The sequence below is a fragment of the Haloarcula sebkhae genome, assembly GCF_014647415.1.
Lineage (GTDB): Archaea > Halobacteriota > Halobacteria > Halobacteriales > Haloarculaceae > Haloarcula > Haloarcula sebkhae.
On record NZ_BMPD01000001.1, the window covers coordinates 1,074,240 to 1,087,072 of the forward strand.

Annotated in this window: 17 protein-coding genes; 7 read left to right on the forward strand and 10 right to left on the reverse strand. The window is 64.4% G+C overall.

Features of this window, described 5'->3' with window-relative positions; genetic code table 11:
• Positions 1-27: 27 nt before the first annotated feature.
• Entirely contained in the window at positions 28-315 is a 288-nt protein-coding gene (locus tag IEY38_RS05640) for a DUF5789 family protein (protein ID WP_004516454.1), read from the reverse strand.
• A gap of 146 nt (positions 316-461) precedes the next feature.
• On the opposite strand from IEY38_RS05640, the gene IEY38_RS05645 reads away from it, so the two are divergent.
• From IEY38_RS05645 to IEY38_RS05655, 3 genes are all read left to right on the forward strand, one after another.
• The gene (locus IEY38_RS05645) at positions 462-1,238 is read left to right on the forward strand and encodes a PHP domain-containing protein (protein ID WP_188976018.1); all 777 of its coding nucleotides are present in this window, start codon (positions 462-464) and stop codon (positions 1,236-1,238) included.
• Positions 1,239-1,292: 54 nt separating this feature from the next.
• Complete coding sequence (locus IEY38_RS05650) at positions 1,293-1,457, forward strand: DUF6757 family protein (protein WP_004516452.1); 165 nt, start codon at positions 1,293-1,295, stop codon at positions 1,455-1,457.
• A gap of 101 nt (positions 1,458-1,558) precedes the next feature.
• Positions 1,559-2,026 (forward strand): cupin domain-containing protein, encoded by a 468-nt coding sequence (locus IEY38_RS05655; protein WP_170096432.1) that lies wholly within the window; start codon positions 1,559-1,561, stop codon positions 2,024-2,026.
• 23 nt (positions 2,027-2,049) lie between these two features.
• Here IEY38_RS05655 and IEY38_RS05660 read toward each other — a convergent pair whose 3' ends face one another.
• From IEY38_RS05660 to IEY38_RS05690, 7 genes are all read right to left on the reverse strand, one after another.
• Positions 2,050-2,766, reverse strand: a complete 717-nt coding sequence (locus IEY38_RS05660; protein WP_188976020.1) for a type 1 glutamine amidotransferase — start codon at positions 2,764-2,766, stop codon at positions 2,050-2,052.
• A gap of 170 nt (positions 2,767-2,936) precedes the next feature.
• Positions 2,937-3,074 carry a hypothetical protein gene (locus IEY38_RS05665; RefSeq protein WP_004516449.1) on the reverse strand — a complete coding sequence of 46 codons (138 nt, stop codon included), beginning with the start codon at positions 3,072-3,074 and terminating at the stop codon, positions 2,937-2,939.
• Positions 3,075-3,148: 74 nt separating this feature from the next.
• Positions 3,149-3,334 carry a hypothetical protein gene (locus IEY38_RS05670; RefSeq protein WP_188976022.1) on the reverse strand — a complete coding sequence of 62 codons (186 nt, stop codon included), beginning with the start codon at positions 3,332-3,334 and terminating at the stop codon, positions 3,149-3,151.
• Between the two features lie 6 nt (positions 3,335-3,340).
• The gene (locus IEY38_RS05675) at positions 3,341-4,135 is read right to left on the reverse strand and encodes an aldo/keto reductase (RefSeq protein WP_188976151.1); all 795 of its coding nucleotides are present in this window, start codon (positions 4,133-4,135) and stop codon (positions 3,341-3,343) included.
• Positions 4,136-4,252: 117 nt separating this feature from the next.
• Positions 4,253-5,236 (reverse strand): Gfo/Idh/MocA family protein, encoded by a 984-nt coding sequence (locus IEY38_RS05680; RefSeq protein ID WP_188976024.1) that lies wholly within the window; start codon positions 5,234-5,236, stop codon positions 4,253-4,255.
• A gap of 30 nt (positions 5,237-5,266) precedes the next feature.
• Complete coding sequence (locus tag IEY38_RS05685; RefSeq protein ID WP_188976026.1) at positions 5,267-6,562, reverse strand: hypothetical protein; 1,296 nt, start codon at positions 6,560-6,562, stop codon at positions 5,267-5,269.
• 109 nt (positions 6,563-6,671) lie between these two features.
• The gene (locus IEY38_RS05690) at positions 6,672-6,959 is read right to left on the reverse strand and encodes a DUF7577 domain-containing protein (RefSeq protein WP_188976027.1); all 288 of its coding nucleotides are present in this window, start codon (positions 6,957-6,959) and stop codon (positions 6,672-6,674) included.
• A gap of 186 nt (positions 6,960-7,145) precedes the next feature.
• Between IEY38_RS05690 and IEY38_RS05695 the strand changes: the two genes are divergently transcribed.
• On the forward strand, positions 7,146-7,583 hold the full coding sequence (locus IEY38_RS05695) for a DUF6735 family protein (RefSeq protein ID WP_188976029.1): 438 nt from the start codon (positions 7,146-7,148) through the stop codon (positions 7,581-7,583).
• Between the two features lie 9 nt (positions 7,584-7,592).
• Positions 7,593-8,312: an endonuclease NucS gene (gene nucS, locus IEY38_RS05700; RefSeq protein WP_188976032.1), complete on the forward strand. Its 720-nt coding sequence runs from the start codon at positions 7,593-7,595 to the stop codon at positions 8,310-8,312.
• Positions 8,313-8,390: 78 nt separating this feature from the next.
• On the opposite strand, the gene IEY38_RS05705 is transcribed toward nucS, so the two are convergent.
• Positions 8,391-8,639, reverse strand: coding sequence for a HalOD1 output domain-containing protein (locus IEY38_RS05705; RefSeq protein ID WP_049944030.1), 249 nt, complete (start codon positions 8,637-8,639; stop codon positions 8,391-8,393).
• Between the two features lie 120 nt (positions 8,640-8,759).
• On the opposite strand from IEY38_RS05705, the gene IEY38_RS05710 reads away from it, so the two are divergent.
• Complete coding sequence (locus tag IEY38_RS05710) at positions 8,760-9,476, forward strand: helix-turn-helix domain-containing protein (RefSeq protein WP_188976034.1); 717 nt, start codon at positions 8,760-8,762, stop codon at positions 9,474-9,476.
• Between the two features lie 9 nt (positions 9,477-9,485).
• Here IEY38_RS05710 and mutS read toward each other — a convergent pair whose 3' ends face one another.
• Positions 9,486-12,296: a DNA mismatch repair protein MutS gene (gene mutS / locus IEY38_RS05715; protein WP_188976036.1), complete on the reverse strand. Its 2,811-nt coding sequence runs from the start codon at positions 12,294-12,296 to the stop codon at positions 9,486-9,488.
• 117 nt (positions 12,297-12,413) lie between these two features.
• Here mutS and IEY38_RS05720 point away from each other — a divergent pair, with 117 nt between their 5' ends.
• Positions 12,414-12,803: a DUF7383 domain-containing protein gene (locus IEY38_RS05720; RefSeq protein WP_188852210.1), complete on the forward strand. Its 390-nt coding sequence runs from the start codon at positions 12,414-12,416 to the stop codon at positions 12,801-12,803.
• Positions 12,804-12,833 lie beyond the last annotated feature (30 nt).

Here is a 12,833-nt window from a genome sequence, read left to right on the forward strand (position 1 = left end):
GGGGTGACTGCAGGCCGTATTGGGCCGTTAGAAGGAAACTTGGTCCGGCCCGTCTTCGCCCATGCAGATCGGGTCGCGGTCGGAGTAGCCCTTCCGGCCGATGGCCTTGCTCGACACACCTGAGAACGCTGCGAACTCGGCGTCTTCCGCGCTTTCGAACGTTTCCGGGGCCGACCGACTGAGTGCATCGCCCAGCCGCTCGGTGCCGTTTGGCAGTTCGAGTTCCATGTCCCCGTCGCCCTCGATGATTTCTTCGGCGGAAACCGGGTAGTCGTACGATTGGAAGGCGTCCGTTGCGTTGCTTAGCATTCGCATGTCTATCGAAAGTTCATGGTTCCTAATAAACCTTCACTATAGATAATCATAATATCCCTTAATGCGTATAAGGAACCCACGTTCCGTGTGTCCACGACTCATGACCTGACCAGAAGCGGCTTTCTGCTGGGAGATGTGGAAGTGGTATGGTCGTCGCTGACTTGCATGTACACACGACCCGCTCCGACGGGACGCTCACGCTCGATGCGGTCCCGGCCGCCGCGAGACAAGCGGGCGTCGAGGTCGTCGCCGTCACGGACCACGACCATCTCCAGCCTGAAATCGATGGCCCTGTCACCGAGCGCGACGGTGTGACGCTTCTCCACGGTATCGAACTCCGCGTTGAGACCGGGACCCAGCGACTGGATCTGCTGGGCTACGGCGTCGACCCGACCGAGGAACTCCGGGCCGAGTGTGCACGCATCCAGCGGAACCGTCGCGAGCGCGGGGCGCGCATCATCGAGTGCGTCGAGGACCGCCTAGGCGTCTCGCTACCCGTCGAGCCGCGCGACGGCCTCGGTCGGCCCCACATCGCCCGCGGGATCGCCGAGGTGTCGGACTACACCTTTCAGTCCGCGTTTGACGAACTCATCGGCGACGACTGCCCCTGTTACGTCCCACGGGAGGTCCCGTCCTTCGAGCGTGGCTGTGCTGTCCTCTCAGACGCGTGCGGGCTGGTCGGCCTCGCGCACCCATTCAGATATCCCGATACGGGGGCCGCGCTGTCCAAGTGTGCGTCGCTCGATGCCGTCGAACGGTGGTACCCGTACGGCCGGGCGGTCGACGACAGCCTCGTGGACGACGCTATCGAGCGGTACGACCTCGTCCCGACGGGCGGCAGCGATGCTCACGGCGAGACGCTGGGTGACTCCGGTCTGGACGCCGCCGCCTGGGACCGAGTCGAAACGGCGCTCAACGTCTGACAACCGGCAGACGGAACCCGAGGGTTCAATGTCGTCCGGGTATATAATTCAGGTATGCAGTGTCACTACTGCGACCGTGAAGCTGACATCGCCGTCGAGAACGACGGTGTCAAGGTCGGTGTCTGCAAGACACACTTCCGTGAACAGATGGCGGAACTGGAAGACGCCGACTGGCTTGAAGATCTCGACGAGGAACTCGATATAGACCGACGTGAGTGACCGACGCTCCGTTTCTCTACTCCTACTGTGGGTGTCCTCCGTGTCACCGCTGTGACCCGGCCTGACTAACCGTTAAGGACTGTCCGCCGTACATGGCAACTATGGAGAAAGTCAGTCTTGACGCCGTCGAATCGCGGATGGGGCCGGCGTCGGTCAAGCGAGCGCTCGCTGGACCGCTCGGCACCGACGACATCGCGCTGAACTACTACGAACTGGCACCGGGCGAGTCCTTCGGCTTCGGCTACCACCGCCACCCGAATCAGGAGGAGGTGTTTCTCGTCCAGTCGGGTACAGCGACGTTCGAGACGGAGGACGGCGACGTGCACGTCGGAGCCGGTGAGGCCATCCGCTTTGCGCCCGGTGAGTGGCAACGCGGTCGCAACGAGGGCGACGAGCGTGTCGTCGCGCTCGCGCTCGGCGCACCACAGGAAATGGGCGACACAGATATGCTCCGGCACTGTGACGACTGTGGCGGTCGCACGCACAACTACGTCGAGATGACGGACGACCGCGACGCGCTCGTGACACGCTGTGCAGAATGTGACGCCGAGACCGGCCGGTTCACCTGACCGTCGACAGCTACGTCGATGAGCTAGTCGTCGGCAGCGGCGGCAGCACCGGTCCCGTCATCCGTGTGACGCGCAGCGAACTCAGTGAAGTTGTCGAACAGTTGCTTGGCCTCACAGGCGGCGCGGTAGTTCTCTTCGGTGACGCCGTCCAGCACCGCTTCGATACGCTCGTCGGTGAGTTGCTCGTCTTTGCCTTTCGTCACCGTCTCCGCCGTCTCGGGATCGTACTCGGGGTGGAACTGCACCGAGAAGACGTTCTCTTTCCGGAACCCGTGGACGCCGTAGTCGTTCTCGGCGAACGTGTTCGCGCCCGGCGGCACCTCGGCGACGCGGTCCGAATGCGTGGTGAAGACGGTGAAGGACTCGTCGACGCCGGCGAGCAACTCGTTCTCGCCGTCGTGTTCGACCGTCCGATAGCCGATCTCATACTCGTCCATCGGTTCGACGGTGCCGCCGAGTGCGTGTGCGAGCAGCTGGTGGCCGAAACAGACGCCCAGGAACGCGATGTCGCGGTCGACTGCGTTCGTGACCCAGGATTCGAGGTCCCGGATCCAGGGTTCGTCCCAGTAGACGGACGCGCGACTGCCCGTGACCAGACAGCCGTCGAACGCGAATGTGTCGGGCAGTTCGCGCTCGGTCACGTCGTATTCCACGAGGTCGGCGTCGAGTTCCCGCCGGAAGTTCCGACGATTGTCGTCGCCGTCGTGGGCCGCGTTCAGCAGGGCGATTCGTGGCCTCATTACCAGTACGGAGCGGTTCGAATCGTAAAAACGTACGTACCGACGGCAGTGATTGCCGCTCGCAGTGACGGGGACGCCGGCGACGATGCGATCGCTGGAACGGCGGCTATCGGAAAGGACTGGCCATTCAGAACTGTCTCGCTACGGGTCGTCGACGACTGGGATACGTGTTACGTCTGGTCCGCTTCCGGGTTGTTCGTCCGCCGATAGGAGCCCACCATCTTCCACAGCGTGTCGTTGAAGTCGTCGTTGTTGGCTTCGCTCTCGATCTGCCGGTACAGGTTTTCCGAGACTTCGATACGGGGCATCGAGTGTGTATAGAGAGCGGGAGTAAATAAATCTCCGCTGACACGGAATCGAGTAAAAGCTTCAATGCACCTCTCTAGGGGCCGTATAACCATTTGGCACCGAAAGAGACGAACCAGACCATCCAGATGCAAAAGACGACCAGCCACGTCCCGTACTGGACCGTCGGGTCCGGAACCAGAACGTACGCCACGACAAGCAAAGCGGCGATGCTTGCCGCCGCGGCGGCGTCCCAGCGGTCCAGTGCGGGCGGTTCGACCATCAGGGGTTACTGCGAGATGCCGTAGGTGTCGTTGTCCCAGTCGTTGATGCCGGTGTCGTAGACCGCCTGCTCGCGCTCAATGGCGTCGATACGCTCGCGGTCGGCGGTGTCGAGGTCCCAGTCGAACAGGTCAAAATTCTGCCGGACGTGTTCGGGCGAGGACGACTTCGGTAGCACCACCACGTCGTTCTCGACTGCCCACTTCAGGATAATTTGGGCCGGTGACTTGTCGTATTTCGCTGCCAGGTCCTGAATGACGTCGTCGGCGAACACCTCGGTCCGACCCAGCGGCGCGGCCGCCTCGACGACAGTGTCGGTGTCGCGGCAGAACTCGACGACCTGGTCCTGTGTGTTCCATGGGTGGTACTCGATCTGGTTGACGGCGATGGGCACATCGGCGACGTGCTGGGCGGCCCCGAGCTGGTACGCGCTGAAGTTCGAGACGCCGACGTTGCGGATCTTTCCTTGATCGTGGAGCGTCGCCATCGCGTTCATCGTCTCACGGATGGAGGTCGCGGGGTTAGGCCAGTGAACGAGATACAGGTCGAGATAGTCGGTCCCGAGACGGTCGAGCGACGCCTCACAGGCCTCGATGACCGACTCGTAGTCGAGGTGTTTCGGCAGTACCTTGGAGGTGAGGAACACGTCCTCGCGGTCGTAGTCGGCGAGGGCCTCGCCGATTTCGCCCTCGTTCTTGTAGCCCTCGGCGGTGTCGACGTGGGCGTAGCCCGCGTCGAGTCCGGCCCGAACGGACTCCTGAACGGTATCGCCGTCGATGTCCCACGTCCCGACGCCGACCATCGGCAGTTCGTCGCCACTCGGGAGTGTCGCTGTTGGGGGTGTCACAGTACGTGTCTCACTCGCGGCAGTCAAAACCGTTTCGCGCTCGTCGCGGGACGGCACACATCCGGTCGTCTCTCACTCGGGACTGGCGACCTCAACTGGTTCGCCGGTGTCTGCACTCCGGGCCAGCGCGTCCATGGCGCGCATGTTCCCCAGTGTCTCAGCTTGGTTGATGGGCGGCGTTTCGCCGTTCTCGATGGCGTCCGCGAACGCCTCGACCTGCAACTGGTAGTGGTCGACCGGCTCGAACGTCTCTGTGACCTCGCGGCCGTCGACGCTGTACGTCAGCGAGACGGACTGGTCGTGGTCCGGGCCGAAGCAGTTCGGCGCTTCGAGCCAGCCGTCGTCAGCTTCGACCCGGTAGTGCTCCCGTCTCGGCCCGTCGAACCCACAGGAAATCGAGGCGGCCCGTCCGTCGTCGTACGAGAGGACACCGCTGAGGTTCGTGTCAACGCCGCTGTCCCGGGAGTCCCGGGCATGCGCAAACGCCCGGTCCGGCTCGCCGAGGAAGCCCCGGGCCGCGCTGACGGCGTAACAGCCCACGTCCATCAGGCTCCCACCAGCCAGCTCCGGGTCCAGCCGGATGTCCTCGGGGTCCGAGAGCGAGAACTTGAACGACGCGTCGACGGTGTGTACCTCGCCCAGTTCGTTTTCGACGATCTCCCTGGCCCGCTGGGTCCGCGGGTGGAACTGATACATGAACGCTTCCATCAGCGTGACGCCCTGTTCGGCACAGTAGTCGAAGAGGTCCACTGCCTCGGCGGTGTCGACGGCCAGTGGCTTCTCACAGAGGACGTCGAGCCCGTGGTCGGCGGCCCGCTGACTCCATTCGGCGTGGAGCGCGTTCGGAAGCGGGTTGTACACCGCGTCGATGTCCGCCTCGGCGAACATCGTCTCGTAGTCGCCGAAGGCACTGTCGATACCGAGGTCGTCGGCTACCGCACTGGCACGGTCCCGCGTTCTGGAGCTGATTGCCGCGACTGTGTGGTCCGATTTCTGAATGCCCGGAATCACGTCCTCGCGTGCTATTTTTGCCGTTGAAATAATCCCAAAGCGCATACCGATACCCGACGCCCCGCTGATAAACAATTACCGACCTTTCGGCTCTGTCTCAACGCTGACTCCCTGTTCGGACGCGGCGGCCAGTTTGTCCGCCGCCGGCTCGCGTCTGCCGGGCACGAGTTCGGTGGCAACCTCGCGTGCGCGCTCGAAGTGGGCTGCTGCACTATCACACGCGGGCCCGGAACCGTCTTGCTTTGACTCGTCGTCGACCTCCCGTAGCGCCTGTCGCCCCGCTTCACGGTGTGCATCGACCAGTTTGACGGCGATGTCCGCGAGCGCCTGTCGGAGCGACGCCCGGTCACCGTCGAAGCGGCGGTCACGACCCCAGTCCAGTTCGTACGCCGTCCGGTAGCGGTCGAGGGCGTCTTCCCAGTGTGTGGCCTGCGTTGCCGGCTCTGTTGCGGCTCTGGCCGCGCTCGCAGCCACCTGTGCCGCGTCGACCGGGGCCGACAGGAGTTCAGTGTACTCCGCTTCGACCGCGTTCCGAGCGTCCGTAATGACTTCTGTGGGCGGTTCCGATGCCGGTACGGCCAGCGCTCGTTCGTACTCGGCCTTGGCCCGTGCGTACGCATCCGCGGCTCGCTCGTACGCCCGGTTCTCCCATGCGCGCCGGGCCGTGTCACGGTACTCGTCGCCCGCGCTGACGTGGCGTCGCCGCTGGCACGTATCGATCTGTGCCTGCGTTGACTGGCAACGTTCTTCGATACTCGCTGCCGCCCCCTCCCCTAGTGCTTCGACTCGCTCTCGCCCGTTGTCGAGCGCTTCCTGTGCGGTCGTGATATGCGTGGCTGCTGTATCGAAGTCTGTCGCATCCAGTGCTGTCACAGCAGCCTCGACCTGGGACTCTGCCCGATCAAGCTCGGTTAGCGTGCGTGTCCAGACCTGTGTGGCTTCGTCGACGAACTCCCGAACCGGCGTCAGGTCGCCCTTGCACTCGAACGCCCAGTGGTCTTCGTCGACGGTGACGATTTCGAGCGTCGATGTGCGGAGTTCCGACGTACAGCGTACGGCCACGATGTCTTCGTAGGGGAGCGAGACGGTCCGGTCACCGTCGTCGTCGCCGACGACGAACATGACACGGACGTTGGTTGCGAGCAGATACGCGCGGTAGTCGTCAGTCGGCGTGAGCGATTCGTTGTTCCCCTGGGCAGCGACGACGCCGGACCGATCGTTGTACGCGAGATACTGCGGTGTCTCTGTCCCCTCTAAGTACTGCCCCAGCGGCTGCTGAAGACGGCGCTTGCGCCCGAACAGCCCGTCGGCGTTCGCCCGGTCGAATCTCTCCGGTCGACCCGAGGAACGTACGTCGATAACAGTTTCCACAGTTGACCCCGTTCGTGACAGTATATTCAAATATCTCGTCGGAGAAATAAATTCTTTGGCCGACAACAGCGCTCAAGCCGGCTGGTTCGACCCCAGCCTTGCGACGGTGTCAGTACGGCTGGCTTCGGTCCGTCGGCTGACGCTGCGGGCTCCCGCTCGTCAGGTCCGCGGTGCACTGCCGGCAGAACTGGTAGTCCTGCTCGTTCTTCGCCCCGCAGTGGGGACAGTCGATGGATTCAGTGCTGTCGTCGGTGGCGCTGCCACGGCGCGGTTCAGTATCGCCCTGACCGGTCGCACCGGCTGGGTCACCCCGGTGCCGGTACGCGTACAGCATAGTCAGGACGTGGAGCCCCACGAGAAGCGCGATTGCGCCGTAGAGCCACTCGCTCACCATCATATGTAACGATACGTGAACGTACTACTTGAGGGTTGTGCCGAGTTACCAATGGACGGCAATTTCGGCGAGTTCGGAATCATCCCCTGTGACTACTTGGCGAGTAGACGGGTACGCTGTGGGCTAGCGTTCAAATACGACCACGCAGCCACGGGAACTCATGCCCGTTCACACGCTCGGTGGTCCCTGATGGGCCATCGCACACTCGTGGCTGTCGCCCGTCCCGACGGCCGTTACGACTGCCGAAGTGCACACTGGGGGGTCGACGCCGACCCCATTGCACAGTCTCGACCGCTCGGGAACGATTGGACGCCCGCTGCCGTCCTCGCTGCCATCGATGCTACCTACGAGCAGTTGGTCGTGCTCGACGGGTCGGTTCGGACCTACACCGTCTGCTGGCTCGATCCGACGCTATCGGACCTCGACGACATCGTCCTCGCCCGTACTGCCGACCCCGATACGTTCCGGCGGTGGTGGGTCGACCGCAAGGACGAGGCCTGTCGCGCCCTCGACAGCGACGGCTGTGACCCGGCAGCCGTCCGGCGTGCCCTACTCGCGTCGCTCCGAGACCGCGCTTCGTCCGTGCACTGCCCCGACGACGCGTCCTTTTTACACGGGGACCGCTAATCGCCATCCGTGACTGCCGTCGAGACGCTGACCTACCCCGACCCCGCCGACGCGCTAGACCTCGCGTCGCGCAACGCCGACCGCGGCGCGCTGGTGACGCTCGTCGGTACCTGTACGGTCGAATACGAAGGACGAGCGGCCAGTTCGCTGGGACCTGGCGACCGCCACGTGATGCTCAAGCCCGACGGGGCCGCGCTGGTCCACACCGACGAGGGCCAACAGCCGGTGAACTGGCAGCCGCCGGGCTGTGAGCACAGTATCAGCGTCGACGACGGTTCGCTGGTCGTCCGCTCCACGCGGTCGTCCCCCGAGGAGTTGCTCGAAGTGACCTTCGAGACAGTCGCCCACGCTGCCGCCTTCGACGTAACCGACTCCAAAGACCTCGCGCTCACGGGGACGGAAGCCGACCTCAAAGACCGTATCCTCGACGAACCGGCGCTGGTCGAGTCGGGCTTTACGCCGCTTGCGACCGAACGCGAGACACCCGCCGGTGCGGTCGACATCTATGGCGAGGACGCCGACGGCCGGACGACAATACTCGAACTCAAGCGCCGGCGTGTGGGTCCCGACGCCGTCGGCCAGCTGGGCCGGTACGTCGATGCGTTAGAACGCGACCTGCACGCCGACACTGAAGTCCGGGGTATCCTCGTGGCTCCGTCGGTGACTGACCGGGCGCGTCAGCTGCTCGCCGAGAAAGGACTGGAGTTCGTCTCGCTGGAGCCACCGTAACTGACATTCGATTTTGGCCCGCGCGTCCGTCCTGCAACTGTACTGACTGCCGCAGTCGCCACACAGTCGGATGGCGGACTACTCTACAGTGACTGTTCCATCGGTATCGACGACCACGCGGTAGCCACTGTAGTCGAACGCCACGTGCCCGCTGGTGTTCGAATCGGTGATGCACGCCGTCAGTGCATCCGGATTGATAGTGTCAGCCAGTGGCGGGAGCGTTTCGACCGGCTGTCTCTCCGCGGTTGCCACGGCACGAACGACTGCGGTGATGATAGACTGATCGGTGCCGTGGACTTCTATAACAGTTGGTGATCTTCCAGACACGGTTCGCTGACCTCATGTCGAATTTATTCTGCAGATGTAAAGTTCAGTGTGGCTAGCATAGTAAACGCCGAACCACGATGTATGCCAACATTCTTCACGCGATGCCGGCTACACCTGTGTATGTCCCGACAGCTTGGCGACAGCCGGGCGGTAACCCGTGTGGAGTTTGCCCTCTCTGATGGGTCGTATCCCTTTGTGTCGGTGTCTAAAACCGAATCGTGTGCAGTGATTCTTGAAAAATGCCTTCCGCAGACGGACGACATGTACGCGGAGTTTTTTTCAGTCGAGGGTGCTCGCCCCAGCCGGCTTGTCGAGCGCATCGAAGACGCCAATGGCGGTGAGGCGCGGGTGCTTGAACGCACTAGCGACGGTGGGCTCGTCGAAATCGACGTGCGAAATAACTGTCCCGTTGTCTCGCTTGCGGATGTCGGGGCGGTACCACAGACCGTCCGGAGTGTCGATGGTGAAGGGACTGTCGTAGCTGATGTCCCGGGTCAAATCGAGACGGGGTCGGTTATCGATTCGTTCCTGACGGCCCATCCGGAGGCCGAACTCGCGGCGAAGAAACAGCGTGAGTCTATCGTCCCGCTGTTCGGGTTCCAGAACTACGCGTCCCACATCGAGTCACTGACTGACCGCCAGCAGGAGGTTCTCTCGACGGCCCACGAAGCGGGGTACTACAGCTGGCCCCGCGAGGCGACGGCCGCGGACCTGGCTGAAATCCTTGACATCTCGGAGCCAACGCTCCACAAGCATCTGCGGGCTGCCGAACAGAAACTCGTCGCGACCATGTTCGCCTGCCCGCACGAGGAACGGGTCGCTGACGGAGATAGCTGACTGCTGCTGTTATTCGAGTCGGTCCTGTAGCTCGGCGAGCGCGTTCATCGCTTCTATCGGCGTCATCGTCGCGACATCGAGCGAGGCCAACTGCTGTACCACTGATTCCGGGAAGTCCTCCTCGACGGCGGCCCCGTTCGTCCGAAGCGTCTCCTGCGTGTGGCCGTCCGCTCCACCCTCTCTGGTCGAGGCCGACGCTGTTCCGTTCCCTGTCGGGCCAGTCGTCTCCGTGGCGGCGGAATCCGCGTCGGAGTCAGCCGCCTCGGCATCCACCAGAAGGTCCCGCGACCGTTCGACGACGGATTCGGGCACGCCGGCCATGCTCGCCACCTCGACGCCGTAGGAGGCCGCCGCGGGACCGGGCGCGAGTTCGTGGTCGAAGCGAACGTCGTCGTCCTCGCGGCTGGTCTCGAAGTGGCGGTTGGTCGCGCCGGGCAGCGCCGCGGCGACGGCAGTTAGGTCGTGGTGGTGGGTCGCAAACAGCGTGTACGCGCCGACTTCCTCGTGGAGATGTTCCGTGACGGCGCGGGCGATAGCCAGCCCGTCGGCCGTCGACGTGCCGCGGCCGACTTCGTCCAGCAGCACCAGCGAGTCGGCGGTCGCCGCGTCGAGAATCGTCGCCAGTTCGGTCATCTCGATCATGAACGTCGAGCGGCCACCGGCGATGTCATCGCTGGCTCCAACGCGGGTAAACACGCGGTCGAGAATCGGGAGGTCGGCCGCCTTCGCGGGAACGAAGCCGCCCGCCTGTGCGAGCAAGCAAATGAGTGCGACCTGCCGCATATACGTCGATTTCCCGCTCATGTTCGGTCCCGTAACGACGGCGAGGAACGGGTCTTGGATGTCAGGGGCTTCACCCTCGCCCTGTTCGTCGGTTGCCGTGTCACCCTCGTCCGGCTCCGAGTCGCCGCTTTCCCGAAGCGGACCGCTCCCCAGATGCGTGTCGTTGGGGACGAAGGCGTCCTCGGTCCGCTCGACGACCGGGTGGCGGCCGGCGGTGATGTCGATACCGTCGCCGCCGACAGTCGGCCGGCAGTAGTCGTATTGCGCCGCGACCTCGGCGAACGAGACCAGCACGTCGAGGCGGGCAAGACGGTCGGCAAGCGCCTGTACGCGCTCGGCCTCGTCGGCCACCTCGTCCCGGACGGCACAGAACAGGTCGTACTCCAGATCGTCGGCCGCGCTCTCGGCGCGTAGGATCTCCTCTTCGCGCTCCTTGAGCTCCGGCGTGTAGTAGCGCTCGCTGTTTTTCAGCGTCTGGCGGCGCTGGTAGTCCTCGGGGACGGCATCGAGGTTGGCGTTCGTCACCTCGATGTAGTAGCCGTGAACGGAGTTGTGACCGACCTTCAGCGAGTCGATGCCGGTCCGCTCGCGCTCGCTCGCTTCCAGTTCGTCGATCCACGCCTTGCCGGACTGCTCGGTCGAGCGGAGCCGGTCCAGTTCCTCGTCGTAGCCCTCCCGGACGACGCCCCCTTCGGTCACTTGCTGTGGCGGGTCCGGGCGAATCGCCGCCTCAATTTCCTCGCGGGTCTCGGTCAGCGGATCGAGCGTCGCGTGCAGGTCCGCAAGCAGGCGGGCGTCGGCGTCGGCGAGCTGGTCGCGAATTTCGGGGACGACGGACAACGTTGCCGCCAGCGACCGGAGGTCACGGGCGTTCGCCCGGCCACGCGAGACACGTGAAATGAGTCGTTCGAGGTCGTACACCTCCGCGAGCAGGTCCGAGAGCGCCTCTCTGGTGGCGGGGTCGCGCTGGAGTTCCGCGACCGCGCCGTGGCGGGCCTCGATGCGGTCCGCGTCGAGCAACGGCCGGCGGAGCCAGTCGGTCAGTTTCCGCCGCCCCAGCGCACACGCCGTCTCGTCGACCGTGTCCACGAGCGTGCGGTTCTCGTGGCCTCGGACCGAGCGCCGCTCGAACAGTTCGAGGCTCTCGACGGCCACGGCGTCGAGCAGCATGTACTCTCGCGGGTCGTACCGCGTGAGGTGATTGAGGTAGTCGAGCGTGCCGGCGGGGTCCACGTCCGGGTCGACCGGCTCGCCGTCCGGGCCGACTGCGCCGCTGCTGCCGCGGGTGTACTCCGCGTAGGCCAGCAGACCGCCACAGGCACGGATCTCCGCGTCGCCGGCGAGCAGGCGCTCCGGCGGGCCGAAGTACTGCCCCACGCGGTCCTCGGCGCGGTCCCGGGCGAAGGCGTCCGCGTCGTAGCGCGTCACCAGACAGGCCGGCCCGAAGACGGCGTCCCGATCCACGTCGATGTCCGGCCCAACGATGGCTTCGGCGGGACCGAACCGGCTGAGTTCGTCGGCGACGGCGCTTTCGGAGCCGACACTGGTCGCGTAGCAGTCGCCGGTCGAGATATCCAGTAGCGCCAGCCCGTACCGCTCACCGGCGGTCAGGGCGGCGACGTAGTTGTTGTCTGCCCCGCCCAGCAGTTCGCTCTCCGTGAGCGTGCCGGGGGTGACGATTCGCGTTACTGCCCGTTCGACCACGCCGCTGACCTCGTCGGGGTCTTCGACCTGATCGGCGATGGCGACCCGGTAGCCCGCGTCCAGCAGCGTCTCGACGTACGACTCGGCGTTGTCGATAGGGATGCCGGCCATCGGATACTTCCCGGTCGAGTCCTCGCGCTGGGTCAGCGCGATCTCACACAGCCGGGCGACCCGTTTCGCGGCCGCACAGAAGGCCTCGTAGAAGTCCCCGACCTGAAAGAGGACCAGGGCGTCGTCGTACTGCCGGCACAGCTCGTAGTACTGTGCCATCATCGGCGTCAGGTCCTCCTCGAGCTCGGCCATCTTCTCGGGCGGGCCAAGCGCAGCGTCCATACCGGAGGCAACAGCCGGCCACTCATAGGCGCTCCGCTCTCCTGCCCGTGCCGCGATTGCGCGGAGTAGAGCGCGACCGGCCACTGATTTTTATGCTGCCCGGGAGACGTAGCTTGTATGTCACGTCGCGCCAACTACGCGCTCTGTCAGTTCCAGCAGCACCTCGGTCCGTCGGCGGACTCGCTCGACGTTCCGTGGGCGGAATACACCGGTGATTCGACCGATCCGGTTTCCTTCGATATCCCCACCTCGTCGGCGGCGGACCCGTACGTCGAGATGCAGGTCTACGATGTCGAGGATTTCGACCACGAAATCGTCGTCAACGGTGAACCGCTATCGGGGTTCGACATCGCGCCGGGTGAGGGGTGGCAGCTCTGGATGGACACGATCGCGCCCGAGCAACTGCACCTCGGAGAGAACACGATTCAGTTCCGGCGGGACACCGACTCGAAGGACGCATTCGTCGTTGGGTCGGTCACGGTCCACTGGACGGAACCAATCGAGTGAATATATAAACAGGTCGCCGTCGTTCTGATG

Excerpts from the sequence above, each read along its gene's own strand:
- mutS (WP_188976036.1), bottom strand. The coding sequence starts at position 12,296 with ATGGACGCTGCGCTTGGCCCGCCCGAGAAGATGGCCGAGCTCGAGGAG.
- IEY38_RS05720 (WP_188852210.1), top strand. The coding sequence starts at position 12,414 with ATGTCACGTCGCGCCAACTACGCGCTCTGTCAGTTCCAGCAGCACCTC.
- IEY38_RS05675 (WP_188976151.1), bottom strand. The coding sequence starts at position 4,135 with ATGGTCGGCGTCGGGACGTGGGACATCGACGGCGATACCGTTCAGGAG.
- IEY38_RS05680 (WP_188976024.1), bottom strand. The coding sequence starts at position 5,236 with ATGCGCTTTGGGATTATTTCAACGGCAAAAATAGCACGCGAGGACGTG.
- IEY38_RS05640 (WP_004516454.1), bottom strand. The coding sequence starts at position 315 with ATGCGAATGCTAAGCAACGCAACGGACGCCTTCCAATCGTACGACTAC.
- IEY38_RS05710 (WP_188976034.1), top strand. The coding sequence starts at position 8,760 with ATGTCCCGACAGCTTGGCGACAGCCGGGCGGTAACCCGTGTGGAGTTT.
- IEY38_RS05655 (WP_170096432.1), top strand. The coding sequence starts at position 1,559 with ATGGAGAAAGTCAGTCTTGACGCCGTCGAATCGCGGATGGGGCCGGCG.
- IEY38_RS05665 (WP_004516449.1), bottom strand. The coding sequence starts at position 3,074 with ATGCCCCGTATCGAAGTCTCGGAAAACCTGTACCGGCAGATCGAGAGC.
- IEY38_RS05695 (WP_188976029.1), top strand. The coding sequence starts at position 7,146 with ATGGGCCATCGCACACTCGTGGCTGTCGCCCGTCCCGACGGCCGTTAC.
- IEY38_RS05650 (WP_004516452.1), top strand. The coding sequence starts at position 1,293 with ATGCAGTGTCACTACTGCGACCGTGAAGCTGACATCGCCGTCGAGAAC.
- IEY38_RS05645 (WP_188976018.1), top strand. The coding sequence starts at position 462 with ATGGTCGTCGCTGACTTGCATGTACACACGACCCGCTCCGACGGGACG.
- IEY38_RS05690 (WP_188976027.1), bottom strand. The coding sequence starts at position 6,959 with ATGATGGTGAGCGAGTGGCTCTACGGCGCAATCGCGCTTCTCGTGGGG.
- IEY38_RS05670 (WP_188976022.1), bottom strand. The coding sequence starts at position 3,334 with ATGGTCGAACCGCCCGCACTGGACCGCTGGGACGCCGCCGCGGCGGCA.
- IEY38_RS05660 (WP_188976020.1), bottom strand. The coding sequence starts at position 2,766 with ATGAGGCCACGAATCGCCCTGCTGAACGCGGCCCACGACGGCGACGAC.